The organism is Sphingomonas panaciterrae, assembly GCF_036890205.1.
GTDB classification, from domain to species: Bacteria; Pseudomonadota; Alphaproteobacteria; order Sphingomonadales; family Sphingomonadaceae; genus Sphingomonas; species Sphingomonas panaciterrae.
The window spans coordinates 43,772-62,894 of record NZ_JAKNQR010000008.1 but is presented as its reverse complement, the minus strand read 5'-3'; the positions used below and the strand labels follow the sequence as shown (position 1 = coordinate 62,894).

Sequence of the window (19,123 nt, the reverse complement as noted above, 5' to 3'; positions counted from 1 at the left end):
CCCGCTTCCGAAGCCGGCAAGCTAGGCGAGAAGCGTTGAGCCTGTCTCGCCAAAATTCAATGCGTCATCCATAGGCTTTGGTTAAGTCGAACCAAGACTTGTTTGTCTTTTGGTGCTTATGCGCTGCGAGACACGAAAAGTTACATTGCCAACGTTCAACATACTTGGCCGCGTCGACGCAGCCGGTATGAGAGCCCGATGTCCGCCCAGCGTCTCTTGCGCAAGATCCATTACTGGCTGTCGCCGGCCCTGTTGATCAGCCTGTTCGTGATCGCAATCACCGGGTCGCTGCTGGCGCTGAAGAAGGATGTGGATTTCCTGCAGCCGCCAACGCGGGACGGCATTGCGCCGGGGCTGCCCGACCGATCGCTGGCGTCGCTTGTCACATCGGTGAACGCGCTGCCCGCGCATGCCGGGGTGACGTGGAAGGACATCGACCGCATCGACGTGCGTCCCAAGGATGGCATCGCAAAAGTGATCCTGAAGTCGCGGCATGAAGTGCAGGTCGACCTGACGAGCGGGGCGGCGGTCGACACCGGCTATCGCACCTCCGACCTGTTGGAGACGATCCACGATTTCAGCTTCATGGGTGACTGGGCGAAGTATGTGCTGTCGTTCGGATCGGGGATCGCGCTGATCTTCATGGGCGCGACGGGGGTCTATCTGTTCGCGCTGCCGATGCTGGTGCGGCGGCGCAAGCGCATCGACAAGGAACGTCGCCGCCCGTCAGCTTGACCGCGACGGATCGGTCACGGCGTCAAACGCGCGCGCATCGTCCGCACCGGCGCCCGGCATCGATCCCGTCTGCCGTTCGATCCAGCGGTGGATGACCGAGGGCTGCGCATCCAGCCACAGATCGTGCAGCGCATCGCTGTTGGCGATATCGGCGCGGGTACGCCGTTCATTGTGCCGCACATATTCAAGCCAGGTCGGAAAATGGAATCGCTCCATCCACAATTGCGGATCGGCAAGGTCGCGCATCAACGTCCAGTCGCGCGCGCCGTCGCGCCGCCGGATGCGGCGACGTTCACTCATCACGCTGAGGAAGGCGGGAATGTCGGCCTCTGCGATGCGATGTTCCACCGTGATGACGACGGGGCCGGTGCGCGGTTCCACCGGTACGGCGGTGTCGGGTTCGCGCCAGGTGTTCGCCGGATCCAGGTTGAGCTGGCTGATCTCCGGCAGGCGGCGGATCGCGCCGGCGAGGATGCTGAGCAACTGGACCGACGCGGCACTCAGCAGCGCAATCGCGACGCCGTGCGTGCCGGCGACCGATCCGAACAGCCAGCTGCCCGCCGCCATGCCGCCGAACGCCGCCATCTGGTACAGGGCGACCGCGCGGGCGACGACCCAGCGCGGCGAGGCGAGCTGAACGCTGACGTTGAAGGTCGACAGCGCCAGCACCCAGCCAGCGCCCGCCAGCGCGAGGGCAGGCAAGGCGAGCAGGAAGATGCCCGCAGCGGTCACTGCGGCACCGACGGCGAGCGCCAGCGCGGCGATCTGCACGATCCCCTCGGTCGCCATGCGCATCCGCAAGCGCCGCGACGCCAAGGCGCCGCCGACGGCGCCGACGCCGAACGCGCCGTACAACAGGCCATAGACCAGCGGCCCACCGCCGATCAGGTCGCGCGCGACGATCGGCATCAGCGCGGGGATCGCGCTGGCCGCGACGCCGAACAGCGCCGCGCGGCCCAGCACCATGCGGATCGACGGTGACATGCGCACGTAGCGCAACCCCGCCGCCATCGCGAGGCCGAGCCGCTCGCGCGGCAGCTTGCGCGGCGGCAGGTTCGGGCGCCAGCGTGCAATGACGACGATCAACCCAACGTAGCTCAGGGCGTTGATGAGAAAGGCGGTCGCGGTGCCCGCCGCCGCGATGATCGCGCCACCGATCGCGGGGCCGGCGCTGCGCGCGATGTTGAACCCCATGCTATTGTACGCGACCGCGCTCGACAGCATCGGACGCGGTACCATGTCGCCAACCGACGCCTGCCAGGCGGGCCCGTTGATCGCGGTGCCGCAGCCGATCAGGAAGGTGAAGATCAGCAGCAGCCAGGGCGTGATCCAGCCCAGCCACGTGCCGATCGCGAGCAGCGCCGACACGATCAGCATGAAGCTTTGCGCGGTGAGCAGGATGCGGCGCCGGTCGAGATTGTCGGCCACTGCGCCGGCCCATAGCGACAGCAGCATGATCGGCAGCGTCGTCGAGGCCTGGACCAGCGCGATCATCTGCGCCGAGGCGCCCAGGCTGGTCATCATCCACGAGGCGCCGACCGCCTGGATCAGCCCGCCGAAGTTTGACGACAGGCTGGCGATCCATACCGCGCGAAACAATGGAAGGCTGAAGGGGGAGTCGGCGGCGAAACGCATCCCTGGTGGAATGCAGAAGCCGCCCGCATGATCCGTCCCCACGGGCGGATCATCGATCTTTTGCCGCTGCCGGGCTCAGCCGGCTCGGCCGGCCCCCGCGCGCGCCGTCCTCTGCTGACCCCTCGACGCGGGCAGATCCAGCCAGTCGGTGGGCGGCAGGCCGTACAGCATGTCGAAGAATTCCAGCTGCAGCCGCGCGGCGTTGTACGAGCCGCTGTTCCACAGCATCACGATCCCGCTCTGCTCGGCCGGATCGAACAGCACCAGCGCGCCATAGCCCTCCACCGCGCCACGATGGCCGACCAGCGCATGGCCGGCATAATTGAAGCTGCGCCAGCCAAGGCCATACGACGCCTGGGTAAGCGCGCGTTCCATGCCCGACCGGCGGCCGGCCGGCGGGGTGGAGACGCGCGGCATGTGCATCGTCTGCAGCATCTCGGCCGACAGCACGTCCGGCGCCTTCCCCATTTGCGCCAGCATCCAGCGGGCAAGATCACTGACGGAGGAATTGACGCCGCCCGCGGCGGGCACGCGGTAATAGGCGTCCTTGACCGTTACCGGCGTGCGTCCGCGATGCGGCCGGGCCCAGCTGGGTGCGGATTGCAGGCCGAGCCGCCCGACGCTGGCGCTGGTCATGCCGAGCGGCGCGAAGAGCCGGGCGTGGGCGACATCACCATAAGGCTGGCCGGCGGCATGTTCGACGATCTCCGCCGCGGTATCATAGGCGATGTTTTGATAGGCGTAGCAGCTGGCCGGCGGGCAGAGCAGCGGCAGCGTGCCCAATTGTGCGCGCAGCGCGCGGGGATCGGCGCCCTGTTCGAGCCGGTCGTCCCATGCGTTGCGCACAATGCCGACGCGGTGCGAAAGCACGTCGGCGACGGTCACGTTGCGGCCCGCGGGCGATAGCTTCAGGCTGGTGTTCAGCCCCTCGACCGGCGCCTCCAGCGACACGCGGCCTTCCTTGGCGAGCTTGGTCACCAGGGCGGAGGCCACGCCCTTCGATACCGAGGCCCAGCGGAATACCGTATCGGGGGTCACCGGGTCGCCCGAACCGGCGAGTGTCTCACCATAGCCGCGCAGGAAGCGCACCTTGCCGCGTTCGACGGCAGCGACGGCGAGGCCGACAAAATCCTTTTCCTGCATCAGCAGCGCGATGCGCGAATCCAGCCGGCGATAATCGACACGGCCCGGTTCGGTCACGCCCTTGGTCGAGAGGAGATCGGGCACCGCCGGCTTGATCTCCTGCGTCGCCTGCACGACCACCGCGGACGAGCTTCTGAGGCTCATCATCACGAGCGCGATCGCGGTGATGATCAGCAGCAGGGCCACCCCCAAGATGCGACGCCGCGTCCATGCCAGCTGCGGCGTGCGAAAGGGTTGAAGCATCGGGTTTCCGGCAAGTGGCAGAGGTCAGCGGGCTTATGCCGCGTCGCCCCGGTGGCGGCAACGTGCCCCGGTCAAAATCCTGGCGCGTTTTTCCGGGTAGTGACTGCCCCTTTCCAACCGTCAACCGGCACGCTAGCCACTCTCCCAAACAACCGTTCGCTATGTGAACAACAAAAGGGGGAGTATCATGATTACCTTGGCCATGGCGCTGGCGATCGGCGCCACGTCACCTGCCATCGCGCAAAGCCCCGCGGACCGGGCGATGCCCGCGATCCTGCCGCTGGAGCGGCGTGCGGAAACGGAGGATCGCTGGTTGAAGCAGCGGCTCGACACGCTGCTGCCGACGCTGATGCGCCGCGACAAGGTGCAGATGTGGGTGCTGGTCGCGGGCGAATATAACGAAGATCCGGTGATGGCGACGATGCTGCCCGCCACCTGGCTTCATGCCCGCCGTCGTACGATCCTCGTCTTCTTCGATCCGGGCGAGGGCAAGCCGATCGAAAAGCTGGCGCTTGCGCGCTACCCGGTCGGCGATTTCCAGCCCTCCTGGAACCCCGACGAACAGCCCGACCAATGGGCCGAGCTCGCGAAGATCATCGGCCAGCGCAATCCCGCGACGATCGCGCTCAATCGTTCGGAGGGCTTCCCGCTCGCCGATGGGCTCAGCTCCACCCATTATGAGGCGATCGTCCGTGCGCTGGGGCCGGACATGTCGAAGCGCCTCGTTTCGCACGAACGGCTCGCGCTAGGCTGGCTCGAGACGCGCATCCCGGAGGAAATGGCCGCCTATCCGACGATCTCGCGCATCTCGCATGCGATCATCGAGGAGGGCTTTTCCGATCGCGTCATCACGCCGGGGGTTACCACCTCCGACGATGTCGTGTGGTTTTTCCGCAACCGCATCAACGCGCTTGGCCTCGACACGTGGTTCCAGCCGAGCGTCGCCATCCAGCGCGCCGATGGTGGCAAGTTCAGCGTGCAGGAAATGGGCCATCGCGGCGACACGATCATCATGCCGGGCGACATGCTGCACGTCGATTTCGGCATCACCTACCTTGGCCTTAATACCGACATCCAGCGGCTCGCCTATGTGCTGAAGCCGGGCGAAACGCAGGCGCCCAAGGGGCTGCGCGACGGCATGGCGGCGATGAACCGCGTGCGCGCCGCAACGATCGCGGCGCTGAAGCCGGGCCGCACCGGCAACGAAGTGCTCGCCGCCGCGCGCCGGCAGGTGGAGGCGGAGAAGATCGACGGCACGATCTACTCACACCCGATCGGCCATCACGGCCATGGCGCAGGGACGTGGATCGGCGCGTGGGAAAGCCAGAAGCCGGCGCCCGGCCGCGGTGATTATCGCATCGACCCGAACACCGCCTGGTCGATCGAACTGAACGCACAGGCCAATGTGCCCGAATGGGGCGGCGGGCAGAAGGTGCGTTTCATGCACGAGGAGAACGGCTTCCTCGCCGCGGATGGTACCTTCCGCTTCCTCGATGGCGGGCAGGAGGAATTCCTGCTGATCCCGCGCCAGTAGAAAATCGGGCTCATCCCGTAAAATCGGGATGAGCCCAGTCATGGGACAACGCAGACCGGCCGGCGCGACACACGCCGGCCGCAAAGGGAATCTAGCGTGCCCCGATCAGGTGAAACTTGGTCTGGCGGCCGTCGATGTAGCGAACGGTCTTGCCGTCGAAGAAGGCGTCTTCCTCGCTCTTGAAATCGACCATCTGGTTATCCCACTCGGGCACGGCCTTGGTCGCCATCAATTCGATCGACCAGGCGATGTTCGGCCGCAGCTTATATTCGCCGGTCGGGACGAACTTCTGTTCTTCCGACAGGCCGATCGAGCTGCCCGCGCCATGGCCGTGATAGCCGATCGGGTGCGAATAGATCGTCGGCTTCAGCCCCGCCGCGATCGCCTTGGCGCGCGCGCGGTTGAGCACCTCGTTGCCGGTCGCCCCGACGCGGAACTCACTGGTCACCGCGTCCTGCACCAGATTGTTGTCGCGCAGCCCCGCCTGCAGCCCGGCGGGCGCATCCGTCTCGCCGTCGCGCAGCACATAGGCGACGTGCTGCGTATCGGTGCTGAAATTGAGGTAATGGATGCCGAAGTCGACGCGCAGCATGTCGCCCTTCTGGATGACGCTCGCCTTTTCGCGCAGCACGCCCGGCACGCCCTTGCGGGTGACCTCCACCGAGGGGTGGAACCAGGATGCAAGGCCAAGGTCGGCGACGCGCTGGCGATACCACCAAACGAGATCCTCGTTGGTCGTCACCCCCGGCTTCACCACCGCCGGCGAGAAGCCCTCACCGATGATCGCATGCGCGACGCGCACGATCTCCGGATAGACCTTCATTTCCTCCGGCGTGCGCGTTTCCAGCCAGCCGATCGCGAGCGGATAGCCCGAGACGATGCGGCCCTGCTGCTCCGGCGTCAGCGCCTTCATCAGATCGGTGTACTGGCTGTGGGTCAGGCCATCGCCGAACGCGGTCAGCGAGGAGATGTTGAGCGCGATCTTCTTCGGGTTACGCTCGGCGATCAGCTCGCGCACGCGGGCGAACTGGTCGGGCTGCTTCTCCATGTCCCAGACGGGCGTGTAGAGATCGCCCATGCCGTGCTTGCTGACGACCAGCCGCTCGATCGGCTTGCCCGCGCCCGGATCGAAGAAAATGATGATCGTCCGCCGGCGCGCGCGCAAGTTGGTGGCGTTCAGCATCGTCGAGACCACCGGGTCTTCGAGATATTCGCGCGCGATCAGCACCCACATGTCGATGCCGTTTTCGCGCATCAGCTGCGGCAGCACGGTTTCGAAGCGACGCTCCAGCCAGGCGTCGCGCAGCTGCGCCTGATCGCGCTGGCTCATGATCTTTGGCAGCGCCGGCGACATGGACTGTTCTTCCTGCGCCATCGCCGCGGGCGCGAGCGCCACCAGGGCGAACGCCGCAGCGCCGCCCAACAGGCTCTTCAAACGTGGCATTTCAGCCCCCTCCCCTTTTTATCCGAACGGCTTGTCGAGCGACGAGGGCGGCTGCGTGAAGAAACGCGGCCCCTGATCGGTCATGTAGAAGCAATCCTCGATGCGGATGCCGAACTTGCCCGGCAGATAGATCCCCGGCTCGTTCGAGAAGCACATGCCCGGCGCCAGCGGCGTGGTTTCGCCATGCACCAGGTTCACCGGCTCGTGCACGTCCAGCCCGATGCCGTGCCCGGTGCGATGCGACAGGCCCGGCAGCGCGTAACGCGGACCGTAGCCGAGCTTCTCGTAATAGCTGCGCACCGCATCATCGACGCTGCCCGCCGGCGCGCCGACCTTGGCGGCGTCCATCGCGACATTCATGCCCTGGCGCATATGGCCGAACACGCGGCGCTGCTCCGCCGTCGGCTCACCGAAGACGAAGGTGCGCGAGATGTCGGAGACGTAGCCGTGCGTGCTGCAGGTGCAGTCCATCAGCACCACGGTGCCCTCGGTCAGCTTCAGCCGCTCCTTCGAACCGTGTGGCAGCGCGCTGCCCGGGCCGATCTGCGCGCTGCTCGACGCGCGCTGGCCGCCGAACCGCTTCAGCTCGCGTTCCATGATCGCGTTGATATCATTGCCGGTCATTCCCGCCTGCACCTGGCCGTGCGTGGCGCGATAGGCCGCAATCATGATGTCGTTGGCGCGTTGCAGCAGCGCGATCTCGGTCGGGCTCTTGATCATGCGCAACGCATTGACAGGATCGGCACCGGACACGGTCTTCAGCCCCGGCAGCAGGCGGCGCACGCCATCGACGATGAAGAAGCGCACCGTCTCCTCTACCGCGAGCGTGCCGGCGCCGAGCTTCTTCTCCTTCAGCCAGCCGGCGATCAGCGCAAAGGGGCTTTCGTCCTCCTGCCACACGCGCACGTCGCCCGGCACGTCGAGCATTTCGCGGATCGAGGGTTCCTCGAAGAAGGGCGTGACGATCAGGACCGGGCCGTCGGCCGGGATTACCGCCGCGGTGGTACGCTCGCTGCGCCACCAGTCGATTCCGGTGAAATACACCAGGCTCGATCCGGCCTCGACCAGCAGCGCGCCGATATTCCGGCGGCGCAATTCGGCCTGCATCCGGGCAAGCCTGGCCTCACGCTCGGCACGGCTGATCGGTGCGATCGGCGGGAAGGATGGCGTGGGGGCAGCGCCCTGCCCGGCGAGCACCGCGCCGGGCAGCGCGGCGAGCGCACCGCCCGCCGCCGCCCCGCGCAGCACGTCGCGGCGCGCGAGCCGGCCGATCACTTGCGCCCCCCGAGGTCGCGCAAGAGGAAGTCCCAATAATCAAGCTGCTTCAGATAGGCCGCGATCGGCACGCGTTCGTCGGTGCCGTGCGCGCGGCTGTCGTCCGCGCCCAGCGCCAGCGCGCCGGCGCCATAGGTAGGAATCCCGGCGCTGCGGAACTCGCGCCCGTCAGTGCCGCCCGACGACATGCTCGGCTTCAGCGTCACGCCGGGATAGGTCGCCTCCATCGCCTTCTGCAGCCGCGCGAACAGCGCCGGATTGACCGGCGACACCGGGCTCGCGACGCCTTCGCCGACCAGCGAGACGGTCAGCTTGTCATTGCCGACCGCCTGCGCAATCGTCTTCTGCACATCCTCCACCGACGTGCCCGGGAAGATACGGCAGTTCACCGTGGCGGTGGCATTCTGCGGCAGCGCATTGGGCGCATTGCCTGCCTGCAACATGGTGGAGACGCAGGTCGTCCACAGCAGGTTCGACTGGTGCGGATATTTCTCCGCCACGGCGCGCGCCGCGGCATCGTTCGGGTTCGCCAGCATCGTGGTCAACGCGGTGCCGAGCTCGCCGCCCTTCTCCTTCGCCATGTCGGCGACCATGATGCGGGTGATCTCGTTGAACTCGACCGGGAAGCGAAGCGCCTCCAGCTTGGTCAGCGCGCGCGCGAGATCATAGATCGCATTGTCGGCGCGCGGCGCGGAGCTGTGCCCGCCCGGATTCTTCGCCGCGATCGCGAAATTGGCGTAGGTCTTTTCCGCCGCCTGGATGTTGAAGCGGTACTTGCCGTCCTCCCCCATCGCGCCCGAACCGGCGTCGGAATTGAGCGCGAACTCGGCACGCGAGACGAGCGGGTGCTTGGTCAGCGCGCGCGTCGTCATCATGCCGCTTTCCTCGTCGCCCGAGAAGGCGAGCAGCAAGTCACGCTCCGGCACGAAGCCGGACTTCTTCAGGCGGATGAAGCTGGCGACCAGCGCGGTCACGCCGGCCTTGTTGTCGGTCGATCCGCGACCGTAGATGTAGCCGTCCTTCTCGGTCGGCACATAGGGGTCGGTCGACCAGTTTTCCTTCAGCGCGTCGACCACGTCCATGTGGCCGAGGAAGGCGATCGGCTTCGCCTTGGCGTTGCGCCCGGCATAGCGGACGACCAGCCCGGCGGTCTTTTCGCCGTCGATCTCGACCGGCACGGTCATGATCTCGTCAGCGGTGAAGCCAGCCTCACGCAGCCGCCTGGAATAATTCTCGATCAGCGTCGGCACCTGCCCGCGACCCTTGGCGGTCGGGATGGCGATCGCCTCCTCCAGCATCTGGCGTGCCATCGCCCGGTCGGCGTCCGTCACGGGCGCGGCCGACGCCGTCACGGCGGCAGACGAGAGGACAAGCGCCATCGCGGCACCGGCACACCAACGCAATTTCATAACAATTCCCCACCCACGAAAGATGCCGGAGGCGCTACAGCGCGCCTCCGGCCATTGGCAATGTTCCTTAGAAGCCAACCGACGCGCTGAGGAAGAAATAACGCCCGGTCGCATCGTAGAACTGCGGGTAGGTATTGCCGTTGCCGCCGTCCTCGATCGCCGCGGTGGTGGTGAGCGGCGGATCCTTGTCGAACAGATTGTTCACACCGGCGCGGAAGGTCAGGTCCTTGCGCACCTGGAATGCGGCGGCGAGATCGAAGTAGCTGCGCGAACCCAGTTCGCGGTTCACTTCGGAGAAGCTGCCGGTCAGCGCCGGCTGGCTGCTGGTCTGCGCGATCTTCACCGACGACACATAACGCCACGTCCCCGTCAGGCTGAACCGGTCGGCCGGTGCCCAGGTGGTCATGAACTTGTGGCGCCATTCCGGCCGCGGACGACCGCACAGGCCGGCATAGAGACCGGCGCATTCATACACGTCGGCCTGCGGCGAATTGGGCAGCGGCACCGTCTTGTAGGAGTCGAGATAGGTGCCGACCAGGTTGAAGCTGAGGCGACCGGCGTTGATGCCCAGATCGTTCAGGTTCAGGCGGTAATCGACGACCACGTCGACGCCCTTCGTCTGCAGCGATCCGGTGTTGACGTTGAAGCGGCGGAAGTAGCCGTTCTCGCCCTGCCACAGCGATCCGCTGTCGGGGCTGCGCTGGATCAGGCTGCAGAAATACGGGTCGCCATTCGCCAGGCAGTTGGCGATCGACAGGTTCGGATTGACGCTGCCGACGAGGTTCTCGACCTTGATGTCGAAATAATCGACCGAGATGACGAGGCCGGGCACGAAGCGCGGTTCGAACACCGCGCCCAGCGACAGCGTCTTGGCGGTTTCCGGATCGAGCGCCGGATTGCCACCGATCAGCGAGTTGAACTGGCCGGCCGGATTGTCCACGATGTTGCCATATTGGCCCGCCGTCACGCCGGTACGGGCGCATTGCGCGAAGGTCGCGATCGGCACCGCGCCCGAGCACGGATCGAACGAGCCATTGGCATTCTCGGTCAGTTCGACCTCGAACAATTGCTGGCTGGAGAACAGCTCGATCACGTTGGGCGCACGCACCGCACGCTGGTACGACCCGCGGAAGCGGAAATCGCGCACCGGCGACCAGTTCAGCCCCAGCTTGTACGTGTCGGTCTTGAAGCCGCTGTCATAATCCGAATAGCGATAGGCGCCTTCGAACGACAGGCTGTGGAAGAACGGCTTCTGTTCGACCAGCGGCACGATCAATTCGCCGAAGAATTCCTTCACCGCGACCGAGCCGTTGATCGGCAGTTCGGGGCTGGCGGCCGCCTGGTAGATTTCGTCCGGCTGGTAATCGACCGAGTTCTTGCGATATTCATAGCCGAACGCGACCGCGACGCCACTGTTGGCGAAGGGCGAGGTGAAGCCCCATTCGCCAAGGTCGCCGTCCACCGCTGCGACGATGTTGACGAGGTTGGTGTCGCCGGTGATCGACTTCACCTCGGCGACATAATCCACCGCATCCTGGCTGGCCGCACCACTGAAATAGTTGAGCGGCGAGCAGCGCGCGTCATTGTTGTTCGGGTTGGCATCGGCGTTGATCGCGCAGACGATCTGCCCGGCCGAATTGCGCACCGCGTTGAACGCATTGGCGGTCCGCTGGCGGTTAGCGTCGCCCGAGAAGCGGCTGCGGTAATTCACCTTCGAATAGATGCCGTAGACATCATATTTGAACGGCCCGGCGATGTCGCCGCGCGCGCCCAGCACGATGCGGTAGCTCTGGTGCGTGATGTCGTCCTGGCGGTTGCCGCCCTCGACGTTGCGGCGCGCGACCAGCACGCCGTTCGCCACCGACTGCGGCCCGACATAATTGCCCGCCGCGTCATAGATGCTGCCGGTCGACAGGCCGCGGCTGGTGCACAGGAAGTTCGCCTGCTGCGCGCTGAGGAACGGGTTGTCGCAGTTGATGCCGCTGATGCTGCCCGCGCCCACGGTGATGCCCGCACTGTTGGTGCCCGGCGCGATCTGCGCGACCGAGCGATCCTCCATGAACGACAGTTCGAGATAGGGGACGAAATTGTCGTTCACTTCATAATGCGCGTTGGCGCCGAAGGAGTAACGCTCGTCCGGGCGCTGGTAGTAATTGTACGGCGCGAAATTGTAGGTCTGCGTGCCCGGCACGAACTGACCATCGCGGGTGGCGCGGAACGAGGTCGGCAGGCCGGGGATACGGCCGGCGTTGGTGAAGTTCGCCGGATCGTTGGTCGCCGAGCCGCTGCACGAGAAGGCATTGCCGCCCGGGCCCGTCGCGCCCAGGGCGCAGGCGCTGTAATCATAATCCTTCTGCAGGATCGGATTGACCTTGCGGTAGGTCGCATAGGCGGTGACGTTGCCGCGATCATCGTCGATGTTGCCGCCGACGACGGCCGACAATTCGGTGGTGAAGCCGTTCCAGACGCTCTTGTCCGGCTTCAGATACGCGCCCGGCACCGCCTGGTTGTTGCGGTCGAGCAGGTCGCGCAGCCCCTCGTCATTATTGTTGTGCTGGAAACCGGCGATGCTGCCGGAGACGCGGATGCCGCTGAAATTCTCCAGCAGCTTGAAATTGACGACGCCCGCGATCGCGTCCGAGCCATAGACCGCCGATGCGCCGCCGGTCAGCACCTCGACCGACTGGATCAGCGGGGTGGGCACCTGGTTCAAGTCGGACGGGATGTTCTTGGGCGAGCCATAAGGCAGGCGGCGGCCGTTGATCAGCACCAGCGTGCGCGACGGGCTGAGGCCGCGAAGATCGACCTGCGCGGTGCCGGTCGCCTCGTTCGAATTGGCCGCGCCCTGCGCCGCGAACACCTGCGGCAGCTGGTTGACGAGATCCTCGGTGCGCACGGTGCCGCGCACCGCGAATTCCTCCGACGACACGGTGGTCACCGGGCTGACGCTTTCCAGATTGGGCGAGCGGATGCGCGAGCCGGTGATGACGATTTCGCCATCGTCCATCGGGCCGGCGGCCTCGGCAATGCTGTCCTGCGCCATCGCGGGCGTGGCGACGCCGCCCAGCATGACCGCCGAGCACAGCAGAAATTGACGCAAGTGTGACCTATTCGTCATCATCTGACTCCCTGAATTTTATCGATTTTCGTTGAAGATGGGCGCGCGTCGCCAGCCCCCGCCAGCGACGCGGCCAGTGCCTTACTTGTAGCGCCAGCTCGTCAGGTCAGCGCCCTTGGGTGCCGCCGCCTCGATCCGCTTCAGGATCTTGGGCACGTACATCCAGTTATAGCGCAGCCGTCCGATGGAATTGGGCTGCGTCGGATCGCCGTTCCAGCAATGCTCGTCGCGATCACCATAAAGGATCTCGCCACCATAAGCGGGCTGCGCTTTCTTCAGGAAATCCTCCATCAGATAAACGGCGTTGTTCAGGTAGAAATTGTCCATGTCGCCGACATAGATGTGGATCTTGCCCTGCAGCTTTGGCGCCAGCTTCTGCCAGTCACGCTCCAGGATGTGGCGCATATCGTAATTTTCGCGCCAATAGGCGGCGACGCTAGGATCGATCTCGCCGGTCGCCTTGTTCCAGATCCGCTTGGGATAGCCATCCTCGCCGATCGGCGAATACACTGCTTCCCACACGTCCCACTGACCGCCCGAACGCGTCTTGTCGCCCAGCACCAGCTCCAGCCGGTTCTCGTCCTCGATCGTGTGCGACAGATGGCCGAGGTAATCGCGCTTGCCCGGCTTCGCGACCTTCCCGAACGGGCCGGTCCAGAAATAGGCGTTCTTGTCCTTGTAGATGTCCGTCACCATCGTCTGACGGAAATCGATCGGATCCGGGCAGGCGGCAAAGGCGCCGTTATATTCGTCCGGATAGAAGACCTGCGCCGCCAGCGCTTCCCAGCCGCCGGTCGATCCGCCGTACAGGAAGCGCGCCCAGCCCTGGCCGATCCCGCGGAACTTCTTCTCCAGCGCGGGGATGAAGTCATAGGTGATGGCATCGCCATAGGGGCCGATGTTGGCGGAGTTCACCGCATAGCTGTCATCGTAATAGGGGTTCGAATGGTCGATCTCGACGATCAGCATTCGCGGGAAATCGGGCGAGATCCACTTCTGGTAGAAGTCATACGCTTCCTGCTGCTCCGTCCGGGCGTAGCAGGTTTCGTTCTTGAAGCGCTTGCTGGGCTCGCACTTGATGTCCGCATCAGGCGGCGTGGTGCGGAAACCGCCGAAATCCTCGGGGAAATGCCCGTGGAAGATCGCGAGCGGATATTTCGCCTCGAGGTGCTTGTCGAAATCCTTCGGGACCAGCACGTGGCCGCGCATATAGACGTCGCGACCCCAGAATTTTGACAGGCGCTCGGACTTGAACTTGAAGTGCCGGACGAATTCGGTGTCCTTGGGCTCTTCTACCGGGCCGATCACCTCGGTCAGCGCGACCTTGATCTCACCGGGGCGCTTGGGATCGAAGTTCACCTTCATCGGCTTGCTGATGATGTTGCCCGGCTCCTTGCGCCAGTTCTGCCCCGCACCGCGTGCGGCTGGCAGCTTCACCACCTTGCCGTTGCCCAGCTTGAACGTGTCGTATTTATGGAGGACCGCCTGCACCGTGTAGGTGCCGGCCGGCACATCGGCGAGGCTGCGACCCGGATAGCCGAGCACGTCCTTGCCGACGACGCGGGCCTGGCCGTTGCGGAACCCCTCGACCGGGATGCCGAACACCTGTGCGGCGTCGTGGCTGGCATCGACCTGGAAGCGCGGCTCGCTCTTGTCGTCGGCGGCGAGCACCAGGATGACGCGGCCCTCGTAGGGCGCCTCCTTGGCGGCCGGCGCGGAAAGCTCGACGCGAAAATCCTCTGCCTGAAGCGCACACGGTGCCGTTGCCAGCGCTGCCATCGCAGCGCCGACCGCGAATTTCCCTCGCATGTCCAACCCCCCAAAATGCCGCGACCCACTCCCGCTGCGTCGCAACACGGGGATTGCCATAGCCATCCGCCTTGTCAACTTTTATTCGCATAGCGAACTAAAGTTTACCTAGCAGAACTACAGGTTATACTTTGCTGGCATGGATGATCCGGCGTGCGGCTGTCACGTCGGGGTGGTCTCAGCTGCAACTTGTTGTGCGGAGCGGCTTGCCGCGGCGGGCCGAAGGAAACGCTGCCCAGTGCAGCATAGTAAGATGCGCCAACTCTATTGTTTACATGGCCTTAGATGATGGCCGTGGACTTTTGCCAGCCCCGCCGAACAGCCGGTCAGCACTCTTCGTAGACCAGTAGATCGGGACAGATCCAGTGCTGCTGCCCCGCCATTTGCGATAGCCGCGACCACGGATGCCACGGCATCGAGCCTCTTCTACGTTCAGATGGTCGCACTGCGAACATCGCGGCGCGCGGTACGGCAAACGAGACGGAGGGCTTCCGATTGGCGGAGTCGGGGCACTTAAGGCGCCCATACGCCTTTCCACCGCTGAGAAAGGAACGGGGAGGCGAGTCGGCGTCGCCTCCCCGCCACGTCATTCCGCGGCTTCGGTCTCCACGAAGCCGGGCCAGTTGCGCATGTAGCTGACGAACTGCGGGCTCAGCCCCTCGTCCAGCAGATGCTGGGTGCTGACCGGGATCGGCGGCGAGCGATAATCGGCGTCCTGCGCCACGCGATTGGGGAAATCGTGCCGCAGGATCGCGCCACGGCCGATCACCGCGAAATCGCAACCGGCATCGATCACCCCGGCGGCATCGCGCGCGGTCATCACCTTGCCCGCCGCACCGAGCCGCACGTCACCGCGCGGCAGATCGGTGAAATAGCTCAGCAGCGACCGGCCCTGATGCTCGGCCTCGACCGGCTCCTTGCTCACGTCCCACAGCGACATGTCGAGATAATCCACGTCGCCGCGCTTCAGCACCTCGGCAGCGACGTCGCGCACCTCGGCCATCTTCAGGCCAAACCGCTCCGGCGAGAGGCGCAGGCCCAGCTGGAAATCCGGCCGGCAGGCCGCGCGGATGCCGTCGATGATCTCGAAGATCAGCCGCGCCCGGTTTTCCAGGCTGCCGCCGTAGCGATCGTCGCGGCGGTTGATCTCCGGCGAGAGATATTGCGCGAGGATATAACCGTGCGCGCCATGCACCTCGACCCCGTCGAAGCCGGCGCGCTCGGCACGCTTTGCGGCGGCGATGAAGTCATCGCGCACCTGCTCGGTCTCGGCGGTGGACAGCCCGCGCGCCCCGGTCTCGGGATCGTCCGAGGGGCAGACCGGCGTGCCGACCAGTTCCTTGGGCGAGCGATTGCCGGCATGGTGAAGCTGGACCGACGATACTGATCCTTCGGCCCGGATCGCGTCCGCCAACCGGGTCAGCCCCTCCAAATGATCGTCGCTGAAGACGCCGAGCTGCCCTTCGAAGCCCTGCCCGCCTTTTGCCACATGCGCGGCGGCGGTCATGGTCAGCGCGAAGCCGCCGGTCGCGCGCATCGTCAACCAGCGCGCTTCCTCCTCGGACAGCCGGCCGTCGGCGTGGCTCTGCTGGTTGGTCAGCGGTGCGAGCATGAAGCGGTTCTTCCACGCCGGTCCGCGCGTCAGGGTCATTGGTTGAAGCAGCGTTTCGACAGGCACAAAGGTCTCCTTGAAAGGTGATCGTGGCGGGCGGGCGGCGCGAGCAGAGAGCGCCCGCGCCGCGCGACCGGTTGCGCACAAGGTAATAGCGCGGGCGGAGCGAACAACCCGTTGGCCAATGATCGATTGACGGGCGATCAGTGTTGGTGCCGATTGCCCATGCCGCGCGTTGACGGCGCGAAGAGGACCCGGTTTTCGTGCATGCGACCATCCAGGCGATCGGGACCGCCGTGCCCGATCAGGATATTCACGCCGCCTTTGTCGACTGGGCGCGCCAGCGGCTGCCCGAGCGGGAGGCGCGACTGTTCGATCGCATGTCGGCGCGCTCAGGCATTGCGCATCGCTGGTCGGTGCTGCCGCTCGCCCCCGGCTCCCCGGTGGCCGAAGGCGGCTTCTACGCGGCCGAGCCGCACCCCGGCACTGCCGCGCGCATGACGCTATATGCCGAGGCGGCGCCTGCGCTGGCCTTGCGGGCGATCGAGCAGCTCGCGCAGCAGCAGCCGCTGGACGGAATCACCCATCTGGTGGTCGCCAGCTGCACCGGCTTCGTTGCGCCGGGGATCGACCAGATCATCGCCGCGCGGCTGGGGCTGTCGCCATCGGTCGAGCGGCTGCTGGTCGGCTTCATGGGTTGTTATGCCGCGGTGGTGGCGCTGCGATCCGCGCGGCACATCGTGCGATCCGATCCTGACGCGCGCGTGCTGGTCGTGACGGTGGAATTGTCGACTCTCCACCTCCAGGCGTCGCAGGCGCTGGAGCCGCTGCTGGCGATGCTCCAGTTCGGCGACGGCGCTGCCGCGGCGCTCGTCTCGGCCGAGCCCGGCGGGTTCACGATCGAGGCACCCTTCGCCACCACGCTGCCCGGCGCGGCGGAGCTGATCCGCTGGAACATCACCGACCAGGGCTTTGCCATGCATCTCTCGGGCGAGGTGCCCGGCCGCATTGCCACGGCATTGGCGGAGCCGGCGCTGCGCGCGACGATCACTGGCGCGCGGCCGGTCGATCGCTGGGCGGTTCACGCCGGCGGCCGCTCGATCCTCGACGCGGTGGAACATTCGCTGGGGCTGGCCGAGGACGCGCTGGCGCCATCGCGCAACGTGCTTGCGGAGGCAGGCAACATGTCATCGGCGACACTGATGTTCGTGCTCGCGCGGCTGCTTCAGGGTGAGCCGGTCGATCACGGCGTCGCCATGGCGTTCGGGCCTGGCCTTGCCGCCGAGGGCTTCCACTTCCGAAGCGCGGCATGACCGACGCTCGCACGCTCCTGGGGAGCCCGCCCGCGCCGGGTCGTGCCTGGCTTGGCGGATCGCTGGCGCAGCGCGCCGAGGCGGAGGAGCTGATGGATGCCGAGGATCTCGATCCCGCCATCTACGCCGCCGTGGTGCGCGACCTGGCGAGGGTGAACGTCGTGACGCTCGCCGCGCGGCCGACGCTGCGCTTCCTCGCGCGCACGGCCCGGCCGGGACGACGCTATCGCGTTCTCGACGTGGGGTTCGGCGATGGCGACATGCTGCGGCACATCGCCCGCTGGGGCGCACGACGCGGCATTGCCCTTGATCTCACCGGCGTCGATCTCAACCCGCGCAGCGAGGCGGCGGCGCGGGCCCATACGCCGGCCGAGCTGCCGATCACCTGGATCACGGGCGACTATGCCGATCTGGCGGGGCAAAAGTGGGATTTCGTCATTTCCAGCCTCGTCGCGCATCACATGACACACGATCAGCTCGTCGCCTTCCTTGGCTTCATGGAAAGCGAGGCGCGCGTCGGCTGGATCGTCAACGACCTGCATCGCCACCGGCTGTCGCACCTCGGCTATCCATTGCTGGCGCGTGCGTTCGGCTGGCATCCGATCGTCCGGCACGACGGCCGCCTGTCGATCGCGCGCAGCTATCGTCCGGGGGAATGGGCGCCGATCCTGGCCGAGGCGGGCGTCACCCAGGCGCGGGTCGCGCGCCATTTCCCGTTCCGGCTGTGCGTCGAACGCCAGCGCTGATCGTCGGCGGTGGGCCCGCAGGCGCCGCCGCCGCGATCGTGCTGGCGCGGGCCGGTGCGCCGCACCTCCTGGTGGAGCGCAGCCGCGAGACGGGCGACGCCTTGTGCGGCGGGTTTCTCAGCTGGCGAACGCTGGCCGAGCTGCAACGACTGGGTGTGGATGAGGCGGCGCTGGGCCCGGCGCGAGTGACCCGCGTGCGGGTGCTGACCGCGACCCGCGTGGCGGAGGCGCGCCTGCCGCGTCCCGCCCTTGGCGTCTCGCGTTATCGGCTCGACACGGTGATGCTGGACCGCGCGCGCGCGCTGGGCGCAGCGGTGGAGCGCGGCGTGGCGGTACGCAGCATCGCAGGCGGCGTCCGCACCGACGATGGCGCGACCATTGAGCATGACGCGCTGTTCCTGGCCAGCGGCAAGCATGATGTGCGCGGCCTGGCCCGCCCGGCGGCTGCACGCGGCGACGATCCCGCGCTGGGGCTGCGCCTGCGCCTTGCCGCCTCACCCACGCTCGACCGGCTGGTCGGCGACGCGGTCGAGCTGCACCTGTTCGATCGCGGCTATGCCGGCGCGGTGCGGCAGGAGGACGGCAGCGTGAACCTGTGCCTCGCAGTCCGGCGGTCGCGGCTGCGCATGGCAGGCGATTCGGCCGCGCTGCTTCGCGCGATCGGCGACGAGCTGCCTGCGCTCGGCGACCGGCTGGGGCACCTCGACAGCCCTATCATCGATGCGGTGGCCAACGTCCCTTATGGATGGCGGACGACAGCGGGGCCGGCGGGGCTGTTTCGACTGGGCGATCAGGCCGGCGTGATCCCGTCACTTGCCGGCGAAGGGCTGGCGATCGCGATCACCAGCGGCAGCGACGCCGCACGGGCCTATGTGCGCGGGGGTGCGGCGGCGGCGCCGAACTGGCAGGCGAGCTTCCGCACGGCGTTGCGCCGGCCGATCGGCCTCGCCGCGATCATCAGGGGCGTGGCAGAGCGCCCTGCGCTGGCGACGCCGATGGTGGCGGCGGTGTCACGCGCGCCCGCGCTGCTGCGGCTGATGGCGCTGGCGACACGCACCCGGGTAGCGCGCCGCGATTGAACGGCAGAGGCGCGGCCGGTTGCGCGGC

Annotated in this window: 13 protein-coding genes; 5 read left to right on the top strand and 8 right to left on the bottom strand. The window is 66.5% G+C overall.

The genetic code is table 11. The features are described 5' to 3' along the window. Nucleotides 1–198 precede the first annotated feature (198 nt). Nucleotides 199–735, top strand: a complete 537-nt coding sequence (locus L8F96_RS15410; RefSeq protein WP_046408258.1) for a PepSY-associated TM helix domain-containing protein — start codon at nucleotides 199–201, stop codon at nucleotides 733–735. Here L8F96_RS15410 and L8F96_RS15405 read toward each other — a convergent pair. Further along, nucleotides 727–2,370, bottom strand: coding sequence for an MFS transporter (locus L8F96_RS15405; protein WP_334656588.1), 1,644 nt, complete (start codon nucleotides 2,368–2,370; stop codon nucleotides 727–729). The genes L8F96_RS15410 and L8F96_RS15405 overlap by 9 nt on opposite strands. A 75-nt stretch (nucleotides 2,371–2,445) precedes the next feature. Further along, the gene (locus L8F96_RS15400) at nucleotides 2,446–3,756 is read right to left on the bottom strand and encodes a serine hydrolase domain-containing protein (RefSeq protein ID WP_334656541.1); all 1,311 of its coding nucleotides are present in this window, start codon (nucleotides 3,754–3,756) and stop codon (nucleotides 2,446–2,448) included. Between the two features lie 187 nt (nucleotides 3,757–3,943). Here L8F96_RS15400 and L8F96_RS15395 point away from each other — a divergent pair, with 187 nt between their 5' ends. Next, entirely contained in the window at nucleotides 3,944–5,290 is a 1,347-nt protein-coding gene (locus L8F96_RS15395; RefSeq protein ID WP_334656540.1) for a M24 family metallopeptidase, read from the top strand. A gap of 91 nt (nucleotides 5,291–5,381) precedes the next feature. On the opposite strand, the gene L8F96_RS15390 is transcribed toward L8F96_RS15395, so the two are convergent. From L8F96_RS15390 to L8F96_RS15365, 6 genes are all read right to left on the bottom strand, one after another. Beyond that, nucleotides 5,382–6,734, bottom strand: coding sequence for a M24 family metallopeptidase (locus L8F96_RS15390; RefSeq protein ID WP_334656539.1), 1,353 nt, complete (start codon nucleotides 6,732–6,734; stop codon nucleotides 5,382–5,384). Nucleotides 6,735–6,752: 18 nt separating this feature from the next. After that, entirely contained in the window at nucleotides 6,753–8,009 is a 1,257-nt protein-coding gene (locus tag L8F96_RS15385) for a M24 family metallopeptidase (protein WP_334656538.1), read from the bottom strand. After that, nucleotides 8,006–9,418 (bottom strand): M20/M25/M40 family metallo-hydrolase, encoded by a 1,413-nt coding sequence (locus tag L8F96_RS15380; protein WP_334656537.1) that lies wholly within the window; start codon nucleotides 9,416–9,418, stop codon nucleotides 8,006–8,008. The genes L8F96_RS15385 and L8F96_RS15380 overlap by 4 nt, the downstream gene beginning before the upstream one ends. 67 nt (nucleotides 9,419–9,485) lie before the next feature. Further along, on the bottom strand, nucleotides 9,486–12,518 hold the full coding sequence (locus L8F96_RS15375; protein WP_334656536.1) for a TonB-dependent receptor domain-containing protein: 3,033 nt from the start codon (nucleotides 12,516–12,518) through the stop codon (nucleotides 9,486–9,488). Nucleotides 12,519–12,617: 99 nt separating this feature from the next. Further along, the gene (locus L8F96_RS15370) at nucleotides 12,618–14,345 is read right to left on the bottom strand and encodes an alpha/beta hydrolase (RefSeq protein ID WP_334656535.1); all 1,728 of its coding nucleotides are present in this window, start codon (nucleotides 14,343–14,345) and stop codon (nucleotides 12,618–12,620) included. Nucleotides 14,346–14,931: 586 nt separating this feature from the next. After that, entirely contained in the window at nucleotides 14,932–16,023 is a 1,092-nt protein-coding gene (locus L8F96_RS15365; protein WP_241212612.1) for an NADH:flavin oxidoreductase, read from the bottom strand. A 197-nt stretch (nucleotides 16,024–16,220) separates the two neighbouring features. Between L8F96_RS15365 and L8F96_RS15360 the strand changes: the two genes are divergently transcribed. The 3 genes from L8F96_RS15360 to L8F96_RS15350 all read left to right on the top strand — a co-directional run bounded on the left by L8F96_RS15360 (nucleotide 16,221) and on the right by L8F96_RS15350 (nucleotide 19,095). After that, nucleotides 16,221–17,270, top strand: coding sequence for a type III polyketide synthase (locus tag L8F96_RS15360; protein ID WP_334656534.1), 1,050 nt, complete (start codon nucleotides 16,221–16,223; stop codon nucleotides 17,268–17,270). 92 nt (nucleotides 17,271–17,362) lie between these two features. Continuing rightward, nucleotides 17,363–18,016 (top strand): methyltransferase domain-containing protein, encoded by a 654-nt coding sequence (locus L8F96_RS15355; protein WP_125945707.1) that lies wholly within the window; start codon nucleotides 17,363–17,365, stop codon nucleotides 18,014–18,016. Beyond that, nucleotides 17,995–19,095 carry an NAD(P)/FAD-dependent oxidoreductase gene (locus L8F96_RS15350; RefSeq protein ID WP_334656533.1) on the top strand — a complete coding sequence of 367 codons (1,101 nt, stop codon included), beginning with the start codon at nucleotides 17,995–17,997 and terminating at the stop codon, nucleotides 19,093–19,095. Before L8F96_RS15355 ends, L8F96_RS15350 begins: the two co-directional genes overlap by 22 nt. Nucleotides 19,096–19,123: the final 28 nt, after the last annotated feature.